19 protein-coding genes are annotated in these 20761 nt (G+C 43.3%); 9 read left to right on the plus strand and 10 right to left on the minus strand.

Annotated features, from left to right (window positions below):
* The first annotated feature begins 207 nt into the window (after positions 1 to 207).
* The 6 genes from ICE89_RS06265 to ICE89_RS06290 are packed head-to-tail and all read left to right on the plus strand — an operon-like array spanning position 208 to position 6936.
* Positions 208 to 513 (plus strand): hypothetical protein, encoded by a 306-nt coding sequence (locus tag ICE89_RS06265; protein ID WP_216265248.1) that lies wholly within the window; start codon positions 208 to 210, stop codon positions 511 to 513.
* On the plus strand, positions 513 to 3068 hold the full coding sequence (locus tag ICE89_RS06270) for a glycosyltransferase family 1 protein (protein WP_216265249.1): 2556 nt from the start codon (positions 513 to 515) through the stop codon (positions 3066 to 3068). Before ICE89_RS06265 ends, ICE89_RS06270 begins: the two co-directional genes overlap by 1 nt.
* A gap of 5 nt (positions 3069 to 3073) precedes the next feature.
* Positions 3074 to 3925: an ABC transporter permease gene (locus ICE89_RS06275; RefSeq protein WP_304608638.1), complete on the plus strand. Its 852-nt coding sequence runs from the start codon at positions 3074 to 3076 to the stop codon at positions 3923 to 3925.
* A complete protein-coding gene (locus ICE89_RS06280; RefSeq protein WP_216265250.1) occupies positions 3925 to 5139 on the plus strand; it encodes an ABC transporter ATP-binding protein in 1215 nt (404 codons plus the stop codon). The genes ICE89_RS06275 and ICE89_RS06280 overlap by 1 nt, the downstream gene beginning before the upstream one ends.
* Before the next feature lie 9 nt (positions 5140 to 5148).
* Positions 5149 to 6006 (plus strand): class I SAM-dependent methyltransferase, encoded by an 858-nt coding sequence (locus tag ICE89_RS06285; RefSeq protein WP_216265251.1) that lies wholly within the window; start codon positions 5149 to 5151, stop codon positions 6004 to 6006.
* A gap of 42 nt (positions 6007 to 6048) precedes the next feature.
* On the plus strand, positions 6049 to 6936 hold the full coding sequence (locus ICE89_RS06290; RefSeq protein WP_216265252.1) for an alpha-1,3-mannosyltransferase family protein: 888 nt from the start codon (positions 6049 to 6051) through the stop codon (positions 6934 to 6936).
* Positions 6937 to 6964: 28 nt separating this feature from the next.
* Here ICE89_RS06290 and ICE89_RS06295 read toward each other — a convergent pair whose 3' ends face one another.
* The 5 genes from ICE89_RS06295 to ICE89_RS06315 form a co-directional block, all read right to left on the minus strand.
* Positions 6965 to 8185: a hypothetical protein gene (locus tag ICE89_RS06295; protein WP_216265253.1), complete on the minus strand. Its 1221-nt coding sequence runs from the start codon at positions 8183 to 8185 to the stop codon at positions 6965 to 6967.
* Between the two features lie 18 nt (positions 8186 to 8203).
* Complete coding sequence (locus ICE89_RS06300; protein WP_216265254.1) at positions 8204 to 10045, minus strand: carbamoyltransferase; 1842 nt, start codon at positions 10043 to 10045, stop codon at positions 8204 to 8206.
* Between the two features lie 12 nt (positions 10046 to 10057).
* A complete protein-coding gene (locus ICE89_RS06305; RefSeq protein WP_216265255.1) occupies positions 10058 to 10210 on the minus strand; it encodes a DUF5989 family protein in 153 nt (50 codons plus the stop codon).
* An 11-nt stretch (positions 10211 to 10221) separates the two neighbouring features.
* The gene (locus tag ICE89_RS06310) at positions 10222 to 10626 is read right to left on the minus strand and encodes an SxtJ family membrane protein (protein WP_216265256.1); all 405 of its coding nucleotides are present in this window, start codon (positions 10624 to 10626) and stop codon (positions 10222 to 10224) included.
* Between the two features lie 126 nt (positions 10627 to 10752).
* Complete coding sequence (locus tag ICE89_RS06315; RefSeq protein ID WP_216265257.1) at positions 10753 to 11703, minus strand: glycosyltransferase family 2 protein; 951 nt, start codon at positions 11701 to 11703, stop codon at positions 10753 to 10755.
* Between the two features lie 88 nt (positions 11704 to 11791).
* Here ICE89_RS06315 and ICE89_RS06320 point away from each other — a divergent pair, with 88 nt between their 5' ends.
* A complete protein-coding gene (locus ICE89_RS06320; protein ID WP_216265258.1) occupies positions 11792 to 13849 on the plus strand; it encodes a glycosyltransferase family 39 protein in 2058 nt (685 codons plus the stop codon).
* A gap of 6 nt (positions 13850 to 13855) precedes the next feature.
* On the opposite strand, the gene ICE89_RS06325 is transcribed toward ICE89_RS06320, so the two are convergent.
* The 4 genes from ICE89_RS06325 to ICE89_RS06340 all read right to left on the minus strand — a co-directional run bounded on the left by ICE89_RS06325 (position 13856) and on the right by ICE89_RS06340 (position 18704).
* Positions 13856 to 15733 (minus strand): nucleoside-diphosphate sugar epimerase/dehydratase, encoded by a 1878-nt coding sequence (locus ICE89_RS06325; RefSeq protein ID WP_255558735.1) that lies wholly within the window; start codon positions 15731 to 15733, stop codon positions 13856 to 13858.
* 16 nt (positions 15734 to 15749) lie between these two features.
* Positions 15750 to 16313, minus strand: coding sequence for a sugar transferase (locus ICE89_RS06330; RefSeq protein ID WP_216861961.1), 564 nt, complete (start codon positions 16311 to 16313; stop codon positions 15750 to 15752).
* Positions 16314 to 17372, minus strand: coding sequence for an SDR family oxidoreductase (locus ICE89_RS06335; RefSeq protein WP_216265259.1), 1059 nt, complete (start codon positions 17370 to 17372; stop codon positions 16314 to 16316).
* A gap of 522 nt (positions 17373 to 17894) precedes the next feature.
* Positions 17895 to 18704 (minus strand): glycosyltransferase, encoded by an 810-nt coding sequence (locus ICE89_RS06340; RefSeq protein WP_216265260.1) that lies wholly within the window; start codon positions 18702 to 18704, stop codon positions 17895 to 17897.
* A 72-nt stretch (positions 18705 to 18776) separates the two neighbouring features.
* Here ICE89_RS06340 and ICE89_RS11785 point away from each other — a divergent pair, with 72 nt between their 5' ends.
* Both ICE89_RS11785 and ICE89_RS06350 read left to right on the plus strand, forming a co-directional pair.
* Positions 18777 to 19169 carry a glycosyltransferase gene (locus tag ICE89_RS11785; RefSeq protein ID WP_216265261.1) on the plus strand — a complete coding sequence of 131 codons (393 nt, stop codon included), beginning with the start codon at positions 18777 to 18779 and terminating at the stop codon, positions 19167 to 19169.
* Complete coding sequence (locus ICE89_RS06350) at positions 19162 to 19389, plus strand: hypothetical protein (protein ID WP_216265262.1); 228 nt, start codon at positions 19162 to 19164, stop codon at positions 19387 to 19389. Before ICE89_RS11785 ends, ICE89_RS06350 begins: the two co-directional genes overlap by 8 nt.
* Before the next feature lie 121 nt (positions 19390 to 19510).
* Here ICE89_RS06350 and ICE89_RS06355 read toward each other — a convergent pair whose 3' ends face one another.
* Entirely contained in the window at positions 19511 to 20761 is a 1251-nt protein-coding gene (locus ICE89_RS06355) for a glycosyltransferase family 4 protein (RefSeq protein ID WP_216265263.1), read from the minus strand.

The raw sequence follows: 20761 nt of genomic DNA on the forward strand, positions 1-20761 counted from the left end.
GCACAGGTAGATAAAAGGTCAGTAAGCAGCTATTTTTGCGTATCCCCCAAGCTTTCGGGGTGGCGGTCACCCCCATTTTTGGGTCTGGCTTTTATGTCAATTGACCCCATAAACCCCATATAATTAGGTCCTTACTGACCAATTGCTATCAGATCTATTACAAAAAGAATTTCTAGCAAATCCTGAAGCTAGAATTTGCCCTACCCCATGAAAAAAGCCCTAAAACGCCATATCCTCAGCTCTCTAAAACATGGTTTGGCTTTTTTAGACAAAAATCCCGCTTTGCGACGTCAGGTGTATTTCTTCATCTGCAAATATGGCATGTATAACTTTTTGAAAAAGTTTTATGCCAGTCGTTTACAACAGGTATCTTCCAATCAGTTTTCACCACTCATGGTCGGACCGGTAGTTGTTTTGGATATTTCTGAAGAACAACTTTCAAAACGTGCGCAATTGATTTATGGTCAACTTAAATCATCTCCTGCATCCCCATCTGAATCGAAGGCTGCTTGATGCGGATTGTTATCGACTTACAGGGTGCGCAAAGTAATAGTCGCTTTAGAGGGATTGGTCGCTACTCCACCTCTTTGGCACAAGCCATCATTCGTAATCGCGGCGAACATGAAGTCATCCTAGTTTTAAATGGCTTATTCCCCGATGCAACACAATTTATCAAAAGTCAGTTTGCCGACTTATTGCCTCCAGAAAATATTCGCATTTGGTATGCGCCGGGTCCAGTCATGGAGTGCCAAGCAGGAACTGACTTACGTCGAGAAGGCGCTGAGCTAGTTCGAGAAGCCTTTATTGCTAGCCTACAGCCTGATATTGTGCATATCAGCAGCCTATTTGAAGGCTTTGGCGACAATACCGTTACGAGCGTTAGCAGATTTGATCATGACACTCCGGTTAGCATTTCTTTTTATGATCTGATCCCTTTTTTAAATCCCAAAGAATACTTAGAGGTAGATCGCTTTTACGCCACTTACTACATGCGTAAGTTGGAGTACCTCAAACGGGCGGCACTACTACTCAGCATTTCTGAGTTCTCCAGATCAGAAGGATTGGAACACTTAGATTTTTCTCCTGAGCAAATTCTTAATATCTCTTCTGCTGCTGAGCCATTCTTTAGTGATGCCGCACCTGCTACTGATCCTGTAGTACTCAATGAAAAATTTGGTATTACCCGTCCCTTTGTTCTCTATACTGGCGGCGCCGATCCTCGTAAGAATCTCACGCGATTGCTTGAGGCTTATGCCCAAATCCCAGTAGCACTTCGTCAGCAACACCAATTAGTTTTAGCTGGTCGCATTGATCGTGCAGAGCATCTGAGTCTTCTCAAGGGGATTAAGGTCTCAGGGATGGCTTCAGATGAGGTGATTTTTACTGAGTACATCAGCGATGATGAACTTCAAACTCTGTATTACAGCTGTAAATTGTTTGTATTCCCATCTTGGCACGAAGGATTTGGCTTGCCTGCCCTTGAGGCCATGAAATGTGGTGCAGCCGTGATTTCTTCAAACACCTCCAGCTTGCCTGAAGTGGTTAACCTGGAAGAGGCTTTATTTGATCCACTTTCAACCCAATCTATTAGCGCTAAGTTGGTTGAGTTTTTATCCAAGCCTGAATTAATTGAGCGCATGAAGGCGCATGCCAAAATTCAGGCGCCATTGTTTTCTTGGGATGTTAGCGCGCAAAAAGCCATTGCTGGATTTGAGGCCTTATTGGCCAAACATGAAGCAGATGGCATTCGCTCCACGAAACAAGAGCCTGATGCCATTCTTCAGCGCTTAATTACCGACCTGAGCCAACTTACATTTGACGGTAAACGCTACAAGGACGCAGATTTACTCCAATTCTCAGCCTGTCTTGCGCAGAACTTTCCAGTAAAGCCACGCAAGAAGCAAATTTTTATTGATATTTCTGAGTTGGTGAAGCGTGATGCTAAAACGGGTATCCAACGAGTCGTGCGCTCACTTTTAACAGAGATGCTTCTCAACCCCCCTGCCAGTTACGATGTTCATCCCATCTACGCTAATCAGCTAAGCTTAGGCTATCGCTATGCCAATCGCTTTAAGAAGAAATTCTTTGCAAGCGATGAAGATAAGCGCAGCATGGGTGAGGGCAATACTAGTAATCAAGAAGATCCCGTGATTGAAACTCAGCCGGGAGATATTTTCTTGGGCATCGACTTGCAGGCTGATATCGTTCAAGCTCAGAAGCAGTACCTCTCTGCCATTAAATTAAGCGGCACTAAGGTGTACTTCGTGGTGTATGACCTTTTGCCAATTCGCTTTCCAAATGCATTCCCGAGCGCAGCAGAATTTAATCACCGTCAATGGTTACTAGAGATCAGCAAATTTGATGGAATTATTTGTATCTCAAAAGCAGTAGCCGATGATTATCGCGATTGGGCTAAGACTAATATTCCCGATTTACCAAAGCAGTTTGATGTTGCCTGGTTCCATCTAGGTGCGGATATTGAAAACTCTGTTCCCACCACTGGCTTGCCTAACAACTCTAAAGATGTCATTGCAAAAATCAGTGCTCAACCCAGCTTTGTCATGATTGGCACCTTGGAACCGCGAAAAGGTTATGGCCAAACATTGCCCGCCTTTGAAAATTTATGGGCTAAAGACGCTCAAGTCAATTTGGTCATCATCGGCAAAAAAGGCTGGATGGTTGATGACTTAGTAAGTCACATCGAAAATCATCCTGAGCTTAATAAACGACTTTTCTGGCTAGATAGCATTAGTGATGAGTACCTGGATCAAATCTATTCAGCAAGTACTTGCTTGATTGCTGCTTCCGATGGCGAAGGCTTTGGACTGCCTTTAATCGAAGCCGCCAGAAGACATGTGCCCATTATTGCTAGGGATATTCCAGTCTTTAGGGAAGTGGCTAGAGAGCATGCCTTTTATTACACAGCGGCAAAGCCAGAGGAAATGACCCAGGCTATTGAAGCTTGGCTTGATTTGTACGCCAAGGGTCAGCACCCACAATCCAAAGCAATGCCTTGGCTGACCTGGAAAGAAAGTGCCCAGTCTGTCCTGAAAACCTTATTAAACTAGGGCTAATGTTAAACAACAAATCCTTCTCTAACGGTCGATCACCTGGCTTGCTAGCTTCCATTGCCTCTCTTTGGCAATATCGCGCATTCATCTTAGGCAGCACCAAGCGTGAATTTCAGACAAAGTATAAAAACTCTTTATTAGGCTTTGCTTGGCCCATCATTAACCCTCTTGCATTGATTTTGGTTTACACACTGGTGTTCTCCAAAGTGATGGGCGCTCGCTTGCCAAGTGCTGCTGGAGAAGGTGGTTCTGGAATTTACTCTTACAGCATCTATTTATGTATTGGGGTGATTGTTTGGACGCTGTTTGCCGAGCTCACCTCACGCGCCCAAGTTGTGTTTTTGGAGAATGCCAATCTTCTGAAAAAACTCAACTTTCCGCGCCTATGTTTGCCGGTCATTGTGATTTTTAATGCAGGCCTGAACTTCCTGATTATTTTTTCATTGTTTACTATTTTTCTGGTGGTGACTAATAACTTTCCTGGCTATTGTTTCTTTGCGGTGATCCCGCTTCTGGCGATTCTGATCGCATTTGCTATTGGCCTAGGCATGACACTAGGTGTGCTCAATGTCTTCTTCAGGGATATTGGCTATTTTTATAGCGTTGCCTTGCAGTTTTGGTTTTGGCTCACACCGATTGTGTATTCAGTTAATGTACTACCGGAAAAAATTCGCTTTTTGGTAGCCTTTAACCCACTGACTAATTTATTAGTAGCCTTTCAAGGTATTTTCATTAACCATCAGATGCCCGATTGGTCTAGCCTCTGGTTGATTTGTGTCTTAGCGATATTGCTAAACATCAATGGTTTTCGCTTATTCAGAAAGCGTTCCGGGGAAATGGTGGATCTTCTCTAATGTCGCAGATCATCGTTCAAAACCTTGGTAAGGCCTATAAGCGCTACCCTTCTAAGTGGTCACGCCTAGCAGAATGGATTATTCCGTTTAGTAAAGACCGTCATAGCCTCAATTGGGTTTTGCAAGATTTGAATTTCATCGTCAATCCCGGTGAAGCCGTTGGCATTATTGGTGTTAATGGTGCTGGCAAAAGCACCTTACTCAAAATGATCTCTGGGACATCTCAACCTACTACTGGCTCAGTAGAGATGAGCGGCAAAGTGGCTGCCCTCCTGGAACTTGGTATCGGCTTTCATCCAGACTTCACTGGTAGGCAGAACGCCTACATGGCTGGACAGTTGCTCGGTTACAGCGTTGATCAAATTACCGCCTTGATGCCGGCCATCGAAGAGTTTGCCGAGATTGATGAATACATCGATCAACCAGTACGCTTTTATTCCAGCGGCATGCAAATGCGTTTGGCCTTTAGCGTAGCGACCGCTGAACGCGCTGATGTATTGATCGTTGATGAGGCTTTATCGGTGGGTGACACCTACTTTACCCACAAGTGCTTTGACCGTATTCGAGAATTCCGCAAGCTAGGAACCACATTGTTAATCGTGTCTCATGACAAGATGGCAATCCAATCAATTTGCGATCGCGCCATCTTGCTCAATCAAGGTAAGGTAGCTATCGAAGGCCAACCAGAAATGGTGATGGACTATTACAATGCCTTACTTGCTGATCGTGAAAACCAAAACGTTCGCCAAGAAGTGACCCAATCCGGAAAAGTGAAAACAACTTCCGGAAGTGGCGAAGCAACTATCTTGGACGTAGCGCTGCTGAATTCAGAAGGTAAACGTATTGAAGTAGTCCAAGTTGCTCAAGACATTACCTTATCAACTAAGGTGCGCTGCAATCAAGATATTGATGAGCTTGTTCTGGGCTATATGTTTAAGGATCGTTTGGGATTACCGGTATACGGCACCAATACCTTCCATTTGAATAAAACCCTTAAAGACCTTAAAGCTGGCGCTGAAATTGAATTTAATTTTCAATTTACCGCTAACTTTGGTCCAGGAACCTATTCGCTTGCATTATCTTTGCATGCATCTGACAATCACATTGCAAGTAACTACGAGTGGCGTGACCATGCACTGGTATTTACAGTCATTAATAGCAAAGAACATTTTGAAGGGGTGGCGTGGTTACCACCTACAGTGAATATTAAATAGCAAGAACACATGAGCCCAGATCAAAACAGTTTTTATAAAGCATTTGAAGATCAGCATCGCGGCTCACGTGAGCTCATCAAGTCTCGTTTAGCAGTCTACCTACCATTTATCAAAAAGGTTCAAGAAGTCCACCCCAATGCAACCGCTCTCGACTTAGGATGCGGTCGCGGCGAATGGCTTGAGCTTCTGCAAGACAATCAATTAAGCGCTTCTGGTATTGATCAAGATGATGGCATGCTTTCTGCGTGCAGAAGTCGCGGCCTGAATGTGCAGACGAGTGATGCAATCGCCCACCTTAAATCCCTCCCCAATGACAGCCTAAGTATTGTTTCAGGCTTTCATATTGCAGAACATTTATCTTTGGAAGATTTACAGACTCTGATCAAAGAGGCATTACGTATACTCAAGCCTGCAGGACTCTTAATTTTGGAGGCACCAAATACCGAGAATTTGGTGGTTGGCACCTCCAGTTTTTATTTAGATCCGACCCATCAGCGCCCACTACCCTCTGCCTTGCTAAGCTTTTTAGCTAGTCACCTTGGTTTTGCAAGGGTAAAAACACTGGGCGTCCAGGAATCGATTCCCTTGAGGGAAGAGCATGGGCCTGTCAGCCTGTTTGCCGTTCTCTCTGGCGTAAGTCCTGACTATGCTGTGATTGCGCAGAAAGCGGCAGAACCAAAACTGATGCAAGCTTTTGAAATCGTATTCAGCCAAGAATATGGCCTCACTTTAGAAATGCTAGCAAATCGCTACCAAGAGCGTTTCGATGCGATGGAGCGTAAGACACAATTGTTGGAGGCGCGCCTAAGCCGTATCTGGAAATTACTAGAGCCCTTTAAGTGGGCCAAATCCCTTTTCAAAAAATAATCAGCAATACTTTAGTAATCCATTCATAAAGCTTAATCAACTATGAGTACAAATCTGTCGCGTGGTCTAGTCACCAGCATCCCAGAGCGCTATGTCCAGTTTGCTCTTTTTAATCTCAAGAAGATTTATGGTGAATTAGGCTGTCAGCTTCCCATTGAAATCTGGGAAGTGGGCAATGAACTCAGTCTAGAATCAAAAGAAAAGATTAGCGCCATTACAGACAAGATTATTTGGCGCAATGTTTCTGAATTCACTAATAACCTTGCCCACTGGAAAGGTTTTCAGGTAAAGGCTTTTATTGTTGCCATCAGCTCATTTAATGAGGTGATGTTATTTGATGCCGACGGCATTTTCCATCAAAATCCAGAAGATTTATTTGGCGATACTGGCTACCAAGATACTGGCTTTTATATGTTTAGAGACCTCAAGCGCTGGGTTTTTGAATTTAATTGGTACGACAAGTTAATGTATCAACTAGGCTTACGTAAGCCCTTCAAGGGCAATAAGTTTCGTAACTATGCTTTTTATAAAGAGCGTCAGGCTTGGTTGCGTCGCTGCTTAAATCATCAGAAACCAGCAAACTTTCCGATTGAGTGGAACTATATTTGGATTGATGGTATTCCATCAGAACCCGTGATTGAAACTTATGTCGATAGCGGCGTTGTAGCCATCAATCGCAGCAAGCATCCAGAGGCAATTAAATGCCTGATGGAGCTCAATGATAATCATCCCGATACCTATAAATATGTGTGGGGAGACAAAGAGACGTTTTGGATCTCGGCCTTAATGGCCAATGAGCCATTCACGGTAAATCCGAAGTGGGCCTACGAAGAGGCTTCAGATAATAGCGAGGGCTGGAAGACCAAGAAGAGCCTGATTTGCCAAGAGTGGAACGGCAAGCTTTTCTTTACTCAAAAGGGTGTGGTGTAACCAGCACCGCAGTACTGGCGCCAATAACTTACTTATCGAGCTTTTGCACTAGTAGCTTTGATCTCTCAAGATTACCAAGACTGGATGGGTGCTTATCCAATTCATGAACATAGAACTTTGGTTTGAGATTTTCATTCTTATCAGCCAAAGTCATATCAATCATCTGAATTCCCGACTTCTTGAGTTCAGCCAAAATCTTGTCATTGTTGTAGCTGCCTACAAACCAAGCATCATCGGCCTTAATAAAGCCTACAACTAATTGCTCACCGCGTTGTTTTGCTTCTTGCTGAATGGTTCGTAGAGCACCTAGATAAAGCTGAATTTGTTTATCTTGATCATTAATTACCAGCAAACTATCCTGAATCAAATTAAACACTTTTGATGAGGTAATTAATCCCCGCAACGCTTTTGGAGAATGCTCTACCCATCCAAATGATCTGCAATAGCCATCCCGTTTGACCAGGCCCGATTCTTCCAGTCTGTACTTAGGCGAACCCAGAGTAAAGAAATCAGCGCAGGCAACCCTACTAGCGTGCCAAGGCGCAGTGAGGACAAAATTTAGATTGGCCTTGGTGTCCAGGTCGCTTTGCAATACAGCAAGACTTTGATGAATACCCCAACCATGGATACCGTAGTTCTTAACCTGTAGCGGGGCCCACTTTGAGGCTCCTAGATGTTGGCTATTCATTAAATCACCAACGTAATACGCCATTGTTTGATTATCAGCCACACCTTCACCAAACGTAAAAGAGTCGCCCAAAAAATTAATTCTATGACTCTGTTTATCTCCATACCTTGGCGTCACCCTAAAGCCATCTGGGCCGATGGTAAAAAAAGTGTCATAGAGAACATCGCCGTTAGATGCTACCTTTTTGGCTGTAAAGATGCCTGGTTTAGGCTGACTGCCAAACTCACCCAAATGCCAATATGCAGGAGTGTTATAGGTCTGAGCACTATCAAAGTAGGCAAAAACGGTTTTATCTTTAGCCGTATTAATTCCTGAATCAGGCTTTTTAGCCATTATGGCTGGCAAGTATCCCAATGCACTTTCAGCAATCGCAAGGGTAATGACCAATGAAATAAGCACGACAACTGTATTACGAAGAAACGAAAAAAGGATGGCAATCACAACCAAGCCAAAACTTGCACCCCATAAAAAGCTCGCCACACTACGTTGCGTATAAGAATTAAAAAATAAATAAGCGGCCAAGGCCGCCAAGATTACAGTAGGAATAAGTTTTTTGATCATATCTCTGACGCGAAGCAATTAATCCAGTTCATACGCATTCTTGTAATCCAACTTGAGTGCAGGATCTTGCTCTTCTTTGCTCATAATGGAATTACCAACCACCAAGAATTCAATCTCCGTTCCCATTAAGCATCGGAACGCATCTTCTGGTGTGCATACAATTGGCTCACCACGAACATTGAAGGAGGTATTAACCACTACTGGGCAACCCGTTAACTCTTTAAAGCGACTTACTAGCGCGTGGTATTTAGGATTAGTTTCTTTATGAATTGTCTGCACACGTGCTGAATAATCCACATGCGTTACTGCAGGGATTTGCGAGCGAGGAATATTGAGCTTTTCAATACCGAAGAGTTTGTTCTGCTCCTCAGTCATTGCTAGACGCTTTGACTCATTAACATCTGCAACCAACAGCATATAAGGACTGTCAGTATTGATATCAAACCACTCAGATACGTCTTCACGCAATACGCTTGGTGCAAAAGGACGGAATGATTCGCGGTACTTCACCTTAAGATTCAGCAACTTCTGAGCAGAGGGTGAGCGAGCGTTAGCCAGGATGGATCGCCCGCCCAATGAACGCGGACCAAACTCCATACGACCCTGATGCCAGCCTACCGCCTTATCAGCAGCAAGGGCTTGAGCGGTCAACTCAATAATTTCTTGATCAGAATGAATGGTAAATTTAGCGCCTACTGATGCAAGGCGTTTTTCGATATCTGATTGTTCATATTGCGGGCCCAAGTAAGAACCCTTCATGCCGTCTTGCAATTTGGGATCAACATGACGCGGTTGCTTAAGCATCAAATAATATGCACCCAAAGCAGCGCCAACAGCTCCACCGGCATCGCCTGCAGCAGGCTGAATCCAAATATTGTCAAAAATGTTTTCTCGTAACAGTTTGCCGTTAGCAACGCAATTGAGCGCTACGCCACCTGCAAGGCACAAGTTTTTCATGCCAGTAGATTTACGAATGCTGCGAGCAAGCTTAATAACCACTTCCTCAGTAACGGCCTGAATTGAAGCGGCCAAATCCATCTCTCGCTGAGTTAATTCGGACTCTTCAGAGCGACGCGGCCCACCAAATAATTTATCGAACTTCGCATTGGTCATTGTCAAACCAGTGCAATAGTTGAAGTAGCTCATGTCTAATGCAAATGAACCATCCTCCTTAATATCAATGAGGTTATCTTTAATTAATTGCGCATACTTTGGCTCGCCGTAAGGAGCTAAGCCCATGACCTTGTACTCACCCGAGTTCACCTTAAAGCCAGTGTAGTAAGTTATCGCTGAGTAGAGTAAACCTAAAGAATGTGGGAAATGAATTTCTTTGTGTACCTGCAGGTCAGCACCTCTGCCAATCGCAAGAGATGTTGTAGTCCATTCACCCACTCCATCCATTGTCAGAATTGCTGCCTCTTCAAATGGCGACGGGAAGAAAGCGCTAGCCGCATGACTTAAGTGATGCTCTGAAAACAATAAGCGCTCGGTCCAATCAATATTTTTTCCCCAGATTGCTTTGAGGGCATCAGCAATCATGGTTTTTTGAAATAACTTATCTTTTAGCCAAACTGGCAGTGACGTTGCAAAGGACTGGAACCCCACTGGGGCATAAGCCAAATAGGTTTCTAGCAAACGCTCAAACTTCAGAAATGGTTTGTCATAGAAGACTACATAATCAATATCTTCAGGCTTGCAGCCCACCTCACTCAAACAATATTCAATCGCATGATTCGGAAAATCTTGATCGTGCTTTTTGCGCGTAAATCGCTCTTCCTGGGCCGCAGCAACGACCTCACCATCCACAACTAAGCAGGCAGCTGAGTCATGATAGTAAGCAGAAATTCCTAAAATTTTCATTGGAGAAATATCTTAGAACAAGGTGTAAATGAATGGAGCAACCACAGAGCTCTTCGCAGCCAAAATCAACAAACCACCTAAAACCACCATCACAATAATGATCGGCAATAGCCAAAGTTTTTTTCGGGCCTTCAAAAATTTTAATAGCTCTTTAATAAACGACATTTACAAATTCCTTAAAACTGTTCTTTAAATGATTCGGGCTCAGGGCCTGGAGGTTTGCGATCAATCCAATGTGAATTCACATTCTGTTTGCGTAATTTCAGAGCATCGCGACCAGCCAACCGCATCGCTAGAGCCACTGGAGTAATAACGATAAAAAATAGGATACCCAGAACGATGGGGCTAACAACCTTGCCAAGAAGTAAGCCCAGTTGATACCAAGCTTTATTGAATGGGGCAAGCAGTTTTGGCGCCAAAAGGGTTACAGCAACCAATACACCTGAAATAATAAAAAAAGCTTCAACTGCTACCGCAGACCAATCCTTCCAGAGTCCATAAACTGCTAAAACAGCAAAAACACCTATAAAAAGGAGCCCGAACGTACGATTGGCAGGAAGGTTGGCAGGCTTAATTGACATAATTTTTAAATTTCTATGATTTTATTATGAAATCAAAGCCCTAGCGAACTTTATCTGAGTAATTTACCGTCTTGAACAAGGAAAAACGAGGTATACCTTTGAGCGCATGCCCCAGCAATCGACAGCCTAAGCCTGACTCTGTCCGTGAGACTTACGGACTATATATAAAGGTCTTTGCTTAGATTCAAAGTAAATACGGCCAATATATTCGCCCAAAATACCAAGGCTAATCAGCTGCAAACTACCAAAGAAGAGGCTAACCACTAAGAGAGAAGCATATCCCGGTAAATCCACCCCAAATATAAGCGTACGAATAATGATGTAAAGGGCGTAAAAGAAGGCAAAAAAGGCTCCTATAAGCCCAAAATAAGTCCAAACCTTGAGGGGGAGCAAGCTGAAGCTTGTTATGCCTTCAAGCGCAAAATTCCATAATCTCCAGCCTGAAAACTTGGTTTCACCTGCAATACGCGCGCTTCGAACATACTCTAAAGTTTTGGTCTTAAAGCCAACCCAGGCAAAAAGACCTTTCATGAACCGCTGTCGCTCAGGCAGACGCTTTAAAGCATCTACAACAACCCTATCCATTAAGCGGAAATCTCCAACATTCTCAGGAATCAGGGTCTCAGATGAGAGAAGATTGTGAATGCGATAAAAGGCAGAAGCGGTCATGCGCTTTAGAGCCGTATCAGATGAACGATCCACCCTTTTTGCTAAAACTACTTCTGCGCCACTGCGCCACAACTCAATCATTTCACCAATTAACTCAGGGGGGTCCTGTAAATCCGAATCAATCGGAATTACGGCACCGCCGGTCGCATAATCAATGCCAGCAGTGAGTGCCGCCTCTTTCCCAAAATTTCGGGAAAACTCTATTACCTTAACTCGATTGTCTGTATTAGCGAGCTCAATTAAATACGACAGAGTATCATCTGAACTCCCATCATCAACACAAACCAGCTCAAAATCATATTGAGAGAGCGAAGCAAAGATGGAGCACATCTCTCTATAAAAATGTGTAACTCCATCCCCCTCGTTGAAAAAAGGGGCAACAACGGAAATTTTAATTATTTGACTCATTATGGGTGCTGTATAACTCATTTGCCTACATTATTAATGCTAATCGATAATATTGCTATATATACTAACGATCATATTTTCAATAAAAATGATAAAAAGCACTCAAACAAATCTTGGCCGCACAGCTGTGGCGCTCTTTTTTCTGGGCCTACTGACGATTGGGATCTTAATTTATCAAGATTATGGCGTCTCTTTTGACGAGCCCGCACAAAGATTAATTGGAGTTACCAACCTCAACCACATTGCACAATTATTTAACATCTCTTCAATCCTCAACAATGAATTTCTTGCGCAATTTCCAAAAAACCTGAGTCAAATTACAGATCGTGATTATGGGGTGATATTTGAGGTGCCTGCGGCATTAATGGAGCATGTCTTCAACCTAAAACAAGAGCGAGAAATTTATCTCGCCAGACATTTCCTCACTTTCCTCTTTTTTATTGGCGGAGTCTATGCTGTGTATCGCATGGCTGAGCGAAGATTCAATGACTGGCGTATTGGTCTGCTCGCAGCTACATTTTTAATTCTTAGTCCAAGAATTTTTGCAGACGCTTTTTACAACAGTAAGGATCTAGTTTTTTTATCAGTTTTCGCAATTGCAATGAATACGACTGTTGCGTTCGTAATTCGACCAAGCTGGAAAACCGCCATCTTTCATGCATTAGCATGCGCCATTGCAATCGACGTCAGGATTATGGCAATCATCATCCCATTGATAACTATAGCCATACTATTCATCAAATCATTAAAAGACGAATTAAGCACAAAACAAATCCTAACTTATGGGATTTGTTTCTCCGTAGCTTGTTTCATTTTTACAACTATATGTTGGCCATATTTATGGGAGGCGCCACTACAAAATATTAGACAAGCATTTGTTAGTATGGCCAGGTTTAGGCACAACCCATATTTGATTTTTATGGGCGAGCCAGTCAGAGCCTCCTCGCTTCCATGGTTTTACCTGCCGGTATGGATAGGAATCACTACGCCACTGGTCTATTTGGGACTTTTTTTTATTGGCGCACTTTCGACACTTAAAATTTTAATAAAAAATGGCTATAAATTATGGTCTAACAATGATGCACTTCAAGATCTCATTTTTTTAGCCTTCATTTCCGGGCCTGTAATAGCAGTAATTACGTTGCACTCAATACTGTATAACGGCTGGAGACATGTGTTTTTTATTTACCCAGCATTGATACTCATTGCTACAGGTGGAGTGGTGCGGTTATGGGGGATGGCAAGCAAAAAATTATTGCGGTTTATTTTAATCGTCACAATTGCCATGAGCTTGACTCACACCGCCATTTGGATGATCGCAAATCACCCGCTTCAAAATCTATACTTCAATAAATTTTCAGGAGAATGGAATAATAAATTTGAAGTGGATTATTGGGGTGTTGCAAATAAGCAAGCCCTGGAAAAAATTCTTAAAGATGATCCAACTAATACTGTTCTTGCCTGGCCTGGATTGGGTTATCAATGGCCGGGAGGATGGCAGCTACCCTTCGTTCACAACTTAAAAATTCTTCCTGAGGGTGAAGCTAAAAGAATTAGCATCCCGGAAACAAAAAATGAAAGTCAGTACATCATCACAAGTATGCGCGGGAATGAGGGGTTTAATACAAGCCACTATAAATCCAACTTTAGATACAAGTTAATTGATGAAGTACTGGTGGATGGTGAGCCTGTTCTATCAATATTTAAAAAAATAGATAATCCTGAGCTGCCAAAATTAAGCTCAGGTGAAAGTATTCGTTTCTCAAAAAATCAAATGGGCGCTAATTACCTTTTATCTGGATGGCAGGATTCTGAAGACTGGGGATCCTGGTCTGCCGGCAATGAATCAAAAATAGTTCTCCCATTCTCAAATGAGAGGCCTAGATTTATGCAGCTCTCGATTAGGGCATTAGTGAATTCAAGCCATCCTAGTCAGCGTATAGAGGTATGGGGCAATGGAAAATTTTTAAAGCAGGTGGAAATAACCCATGCTTTTAACAATAAATTGAACATTGAGATACCCAGTGACTCCTCGGAATTAAAGCTAACCCTTAAGCTGCCGGGAGCCGCAAGACCAATTGATCTTGGTATCAATCAAGATGTGCGAAAAATTGCCATCGGAGTTGAGGCGGCAGAATTTAAGTAGTCAGGACTACGTAGGCTGATAGCCGTGCACCAGCCTCTTTAATTGGGCAATCAATGTCTCAATTTTTGATTGTGTGATTGAGGTTTTCAATATCTCAATTTCTTGCATTAGATCACTGAAGCTTAAGTATTCCTCTCTAGCCATCATGATTCGAGGATGGGTCGTTGAGGCAGGATTCTCACCAATCAGAAGCTCTTCGTACAACTTCTCTCCTGGACGCAATCCAGTCACCACAATCTCAATGTCGCCATGAGGATTTTGATCATCCTGCACAGACAATCCCGAGAGTTCAACCATACGACGTGCCAGATCGTATATTTTTACAGGATCGCCCATATCTAGAACAAATACCTCGCCCCCCTTTGCCATGGCACCCGCTTGGATAACCAATTGAGCTGCCTCTGGAATCGTCATGAAATACCGCGTGACCTCTGCATGCGTCAAAGTTATTGGACCGCCCACCCGAATCTGCTCTCTAAACAAAGGCACCACTGAGCCACTAGATCCCAATACATTCCCGAAGCGAACCATTGAAAAACAAGTGCCTTTTTCTTTATTGGCGTCAGCTAAAGCTTGCAGAATCAACTCAGCAAAACGCTTAGTAGCACCCATCACATTGGTTGGGCGTACCGCCTTATCGGTGCTGATCAGAACAAAGTTATCAACCCCATGCTTTTGCGCGACAATAGCTAAGTTAAGGGTACCAATGACATTATTTTCGAGACCCTCAATTGGATTGCATTCCACCAATGGTACGTGCTTATAAGCAGCTGCATGGTAAACGGTATCAACTTTCCACCGAGCGAATATCTCGTCGAGTCTACGCTCGTCTTTTACGCTTCCAAGAATCGGGATAATTCTTTCCGCAGCATAACCACCAAATATTTGCAGGCTATTGACTATTTCAGCCTCGATGACATACAAATTAAATTCGCTATGGTCGAGTAAAAGTAGCTTCTCGGGATTTGCCCTCAAAATCTGTCGACATAACTCCGAGCCAATACTGCCACCAGCTCCGCTGACAAGAACAACTTTGTTTTGAATATTTTTCGAAATGAGTTGTGCGTCAGGTTCAACAGACTCACGACCCAAGAGATCATCAGGCTCAAGCTCTTTAATATCTAAAACCGTCACTCGACCTTGCGCTAAGTCAATCAAATCTGGCAATGATCGAACATGAATCTGGTGTTCACGTAAGCCCTGCAATATTTGGTTACGTCTTGCGCGACCAATTGAAGGCATCGCCAGAAGAATATCGCTCACCCCATGAGTCTTAATTAGTCGAGCAATTTCATCGGGGGAGTAAACCATCAAGCCATTAATCATGCTGCCTTGATATTGAGGGCTATCATCAATATAACCCGCAAGGAAATATTGGCCAGACTGACGAAGCGCTGTTGCAATTTGCATGCCCGAGTGACCAGCACCATAAATTAAGAGAGTACCCAGTACAGGTCGCCCATTCTTGCCGTAGGAGCTAAATCCAAATCCCACGCTTGCGAGCACCCTACATAGCGCCATCAAAATAAATAAAATGATTGGTTGGACAAAACCAATACTTCTATATATGTATGGCGATGCAAGCATAAATATGGCGGTGAAATACAACACACCATAAATAGCGATTGCTTTTCCCATCAGCGCAATACTGTGAGCACCAGCGAATCGTAAGACTGTCTTGTAAACACCAAACTGAATGAATACCGGTATGGCCAAGAGGACCGCGGCAATATAGGCAAATTTTTGCTGAGGGATAAATCCATGCCACTCCTCAAGGCGCAACGAATAAGCAAGCCAAGTTGCCAAAATAACGCAAATAACATCAACTAGCATCGCTACAAGCTGCTTTAGCCAACGAGGAAGGTTAAGAATGTTATTTTTCATATTTGCTACCCACATTCTAGTGAGAAACGCCCTCGCGCCGAAAAACTTTGAGTCCCGTTAGCCAAAGTATCCGAATATCAAAAGCCAAAGCACGTTTCTGAAGATATTCCCGATCAAAATCCACCTTTTCAGATAAAGCCAATTCATCGCGCCCATTGATCTGAGCCCAACCAGTAATTCCAGGGGTTAGGGAATGCACACCAACAGCAGTTCGCATATTAATAAGGTCAGTCTGATTAAATAACGCCGGCCTTGGACCTACAAAACTCATATCACCTCTGATAACAGACCAAAGTTGAGGCAACTCATCTAAACTGGATTTGCGTAGAAAACTTCCGACAGGTGTCAAATATTGATTGGCGCCTACTAAAAGATGCGTTGCCACATTAGGTGTTTCTATCAACATGGTACGAAACTTAGGCATCCAAAAAAGTTGGTTATTTTTTCCCACCCTTTGTGACCAAAAAATAATAGGGCCTTTGGAGGTAATCTTTATCAGCATTGCAACTAATAGCATTAGAGGCAAAAAAATAACTGATAGCAATACAGCCAAAAAGAAGTCGAATGTTCGTTTAATCAATTAAGCTGCCTCTTGACTTGAAAGAAAGTCATTAACCGTTATCTGTATTGCCTGCTCTACATTTAAAGGAGGATTCCAATTTAATAATTGATGAGCCTTGCGAGTACTAACCTCCAAGGACTCCGTAAGGCGATCGACAGCAGCTTTTTGACCAAGGCATAACCCAGCTATGCGCAATATTTGGGCAGGAATGGAAATTAATCTTGATGAGGTATATCCCATACACTTAGACATGCGCTCAATTAAATGAGGGGTTGAATAAGCTTGGCTATCTGAAAGTAAAAAAAGTTGGTTTGCTGCTTTGGGGTGTCTTGCAACCAATAAAATAAAGTCGATCAAATTATCCAATGCCAACATGCTTCGTTGATTAACTATGCCCCCCAAAGGTAAAGGTAAACGCTTTTGAACCAAGCGCATGAGTTTTTGGTAATTGGCCTTTACACCCGGTCCATAAATCAATGGCGGTCGAATAAGCACATACTCCATGCCTGTGGCATTGCAAATCTCACGAACACCCTCCTCGGCTTCTAGCTTACTAACGCCATATGGGTCTTCGGGCTTGGGGATTGAATGCTCAGTAAAAGGTTCACCCAAATTTGTTTTCTCTCCATTCACCTTGATAGAGCTTAAAAAAATAAAGCGCTTGACTCCTGCATTTGCGGCTTGCCTTGCTAAATTTAGCGTAGAAATGACATTGGCCTTTCGATACTTCTCCAGCGGATTGCTTGCCCTGTCTTCCATAACATGAACTCTTGCCGCTAAATGCACAATAGTATCCACACCCAAAAGCGCCTTAGTCCAATCCGATTTTTCTGAAATATCAGAGACTAGGAATTGCTCCACGTTTGATAGCGGATTCTCAAGCGGGCCTCTGGTTATTGCACGAAATTGAATATTTTGAGCTAGTGCATCTTGCGAAGCCAGCAATCTAGAGCCAACGAAACCGGAGGCACCCGTCACCAAAATGCGCTGGCCATGCAACTGATTAAATTCGTCCAAAAAACTCACAGAACCTCTACCCCCCTTAAATACCAGCAAATCAATTAAAATCAAAGACATAAACGGACCTTAACGGCCAGATTAGAGCTATTTTATGTTGCCCCACTCAATTAACCAAATATCTTCAAACCCTCTGATTATTCAAGGTGGTGGTGGCAATATCTCTTTTAAGAACCCTAAATCCAACTCTATATGGATTAAGACCTCTGGAAAATGGCTAGAACACGCTATTACTGAAAATGTCTACTTTGAGCTAGACCTTCAGAAAGGGAAAGAATGGTTAAGCGACTCAGAAACACATCATTGGTCTGAGTAGCCATAAATCAAGAGAGGTAGTGCGAATGCGGCAAAAAGAAAGAGGTGAGTGGCTATCGCAAAGAGCACCATTGCCAACACCAAGAACCATCTTGATTTGCTTGGTCCTGAGCTGCGCATACATAAGAGTGCTAAGGCAAGAACCAAACACAGAAGACCATAATCCATTCCCAACAAATAGACTGAATGGCTCAGAACAAAAGCTTGAGAGAAGTAAAGCCCAATACAGAAGCTGCGTGCGGCTGTTGCATGAGTAAGCGGTTGTCATTACAAAACAATGGGTTGATGCTTGCTTTCCCCATAAAAGGGAACGCTGGAGTACCTTGCCCAAGAGCCCTCAAGAGCAAAAATACCCGCGCCGTTAAAGTCGATACCCGCTTGAATGACTGAGTCATCTGCTTGCGCTTCAAAATATTCGCGCACTGATTTAGTAAACATGCCTGGCCCAGTAAATCTCACAATGGCATTTTTGGGATTGGTAAAAATAATATTTTTAAACAACGTGTAATGCAGGCAAATATTCTCAATCATGCGCAGCAGAATGGGGTGGCCTTTAGCAAAGCCCATACCCCATTGCAGCACTTGCTTATCGGCATGCTGCATTCGATCTGCCAAAATGGGATTAGGTGGAATAAAACAATCGTGAGACTCAAAAGAAATTAATGCGGTGGAATCGCTGTTCAGAAATGTGCTCAAGGCAGCACTGCAACCCTTACTGATATCAAAATAGAAGCCTCCACGCTCAAACAACAGGCAATAACGAAAAATATCGGCCTTCATTGGCCCAAACTGAGAATGCATATAAATGGAGAAAATGGGATGCTCACTCCAATATTCACGCATATATGCCTCTCTTTGCACCTTATCAAAGAGCTTAAAATCCAGATTAGGGTTGAGCGCTCTAAAACCTTCAATCTCTTTAAGATGAGTTTTACCAAAATAACGGTCTTCCCAAGTTTGGTAGACCACCGGTGCAATCAGTTGATTTTCGAATTTCTGAGTAGCGGCGCTGTCTAACAGCTGCTGCATCGGTAATTCTTTATAAATGCGCAATTTGTTGAAAGTAGCGCGAATCATCAATAATGTCTCATTATCTAAATCAATTAAAGAAGTATTAGAGTGCCATTAAAACACCCGCAAGCCCAAACTATGAAATTTTCCCTCATTATCCCCTGCTATAACGAATCTAAGAGCCTTCCGCAACTCCTAGAGCACTGTACCCCACTCATTCGAAAGGGCAATATTGAAGTCATTTTGGTCGATAACGGCTCTAACGATGACACTGGAACCGTTCTCAACACATTACCCCCCAGTACCCCGGTTGCAGATTTATTCGGGCAGAACAGAACCAAGGCTATGGTTTTAGAATCACTAGCGGACTGTCTGTGGCTACTGGCGATATTTTGGGCTGGGCATTGGCATGTTGCTTGGCAGTCAAACCTTGAACATAAAAATATTCTGCGGCACCTTAGATCACTCTCAATTACTGACTCTTGTTTTAAGCATCATAGGAGCAGCCCTTCTATTCTCACCCATGATTAGCGTAGAAAAAAATAGACTGTTGGAAATGTATTTATTTCCGGGCCTCATTTTTGTGAGCCTAGCCTTCTTTACTTTTGTAGATTCGATGGGAGTCAAAAATACATTGACCCCAGGCATACAAGTCAATCGTATTGCTTCTAATTGCCTCTTGGCTATGACTATTGCCTTGGCATCTCTTAGTTGGGCCCCGAGATGGATTAATGACTTTATTCATCACTGACTACGCAATACCCATGGATCAAAATACACATTGCCCAGTCATTTAACAGGCGTGTAACAAATGAGAGAAATTTCACAAGTAATTAAAAAATTTCCTAGCGATGATATCCACGCTCTAAAAACTATTGAGGTTTGTGTTTTGACTTTATTACTTTTGAGTAGATGTCTTGATATTGCTGAGCGACTACTGGGTAGCTAAATTTTTCCACTGCGCGCTTCCGAGCCGCTACATTTAACGCATTTGATTGCGAGATAGATTCGAGAACCCAAGTGATGCCATTCGCTAAATCTTGCACATTCCCGGCTTTAGCCAAATACCCTGTTTTTTGATGCTCAATAACATCAGCTAACCCGGTTCCCTCAAAGGCCACCACAGGGCGGCCGCAGGCATGGGCTTCGCTGGCTGTCTGACCAAACACCTCTTGCCTGGAAGGAGCAATAAGAGCATCTGCTGCGCTATAGGCCATTTGCATATCCACTTCACTCGCTAAGTGACCTAAATAGTGTACTGGAAAGCCAAGATCAACCGGCTGTGTTGGTGCTGCTTGACCAAAAACCACCAACTCCAAACTGTCGATCTTTCCAGATAGCTTTTGAAGAGCCTCTTGGAGCAAATCAAACCCTTTTCTGGGATCGGCAGCGCCACCTATTGCGCCAAATAAAATCAGGGGCACGTCTTGAGGAAGATCTAATTTCTCGCGCGCGATTTTTTTATCAATTGGAGCCCATTGATTGACATCGATAGGATTGGGAATAACTTCCACCGGCCAATTACGCATCAGAGCGCTATTCTTAACGCAAGATGCCAACCATTGACTAGGCGTCACAATTTGTATTGGATTTTTCCAAGCCTTTTGCTTGCGCAACCAAGTCCAGCGATTGAGATCAAAACCAGCCTCATCCCTGGGGCGATTACCTTGGGTATAGCCCTCTTTCCAACGCAGATCTTCAGAGTAGTGCTCGGCTCCAGAAAACGCCCACATATCATGCAGCGTCCAGACCAAAGGTTTATCTATCGAGCCCAAATCTTCTACCGACATCATTTCCCCATGAATCCAATGCAAATGAACAACATCCGCACTCGATTGGTTTAATCGTTTAGACCAGGAAGTGGGGAACATTGCTGGTGAATGGTAATCACCGTTCCGAGCACGAATCAAGCGTGCAACTAAAACACCAACGCCCGATCGAAAGCGATCAAAGAATATCTCAAGGTTAGTTTTTGGGCCAATGATATGCGGATCATTCGAGATTTTGCGATGAACGATAAGACTAGAATTGACCCCAACCCCCCGAACTGCTTGGTGGATGCGATAAGCAGCTTTTGCAGCGCCGCCAACAGAATCCGAAAGGTTCAGTGCAAAGACGCGCAT

The organism is Polynucleobacter sp. AP-Kaivos-20-H2 (assembly GCF_018882215.1).
In the GTDB taxonomy this organism is placed as follows: Bacteria; Pseudomonadota; Gammaproteobacteria; order Burkholderiales; family Burkholderiaceae; genus Polynucleobacter.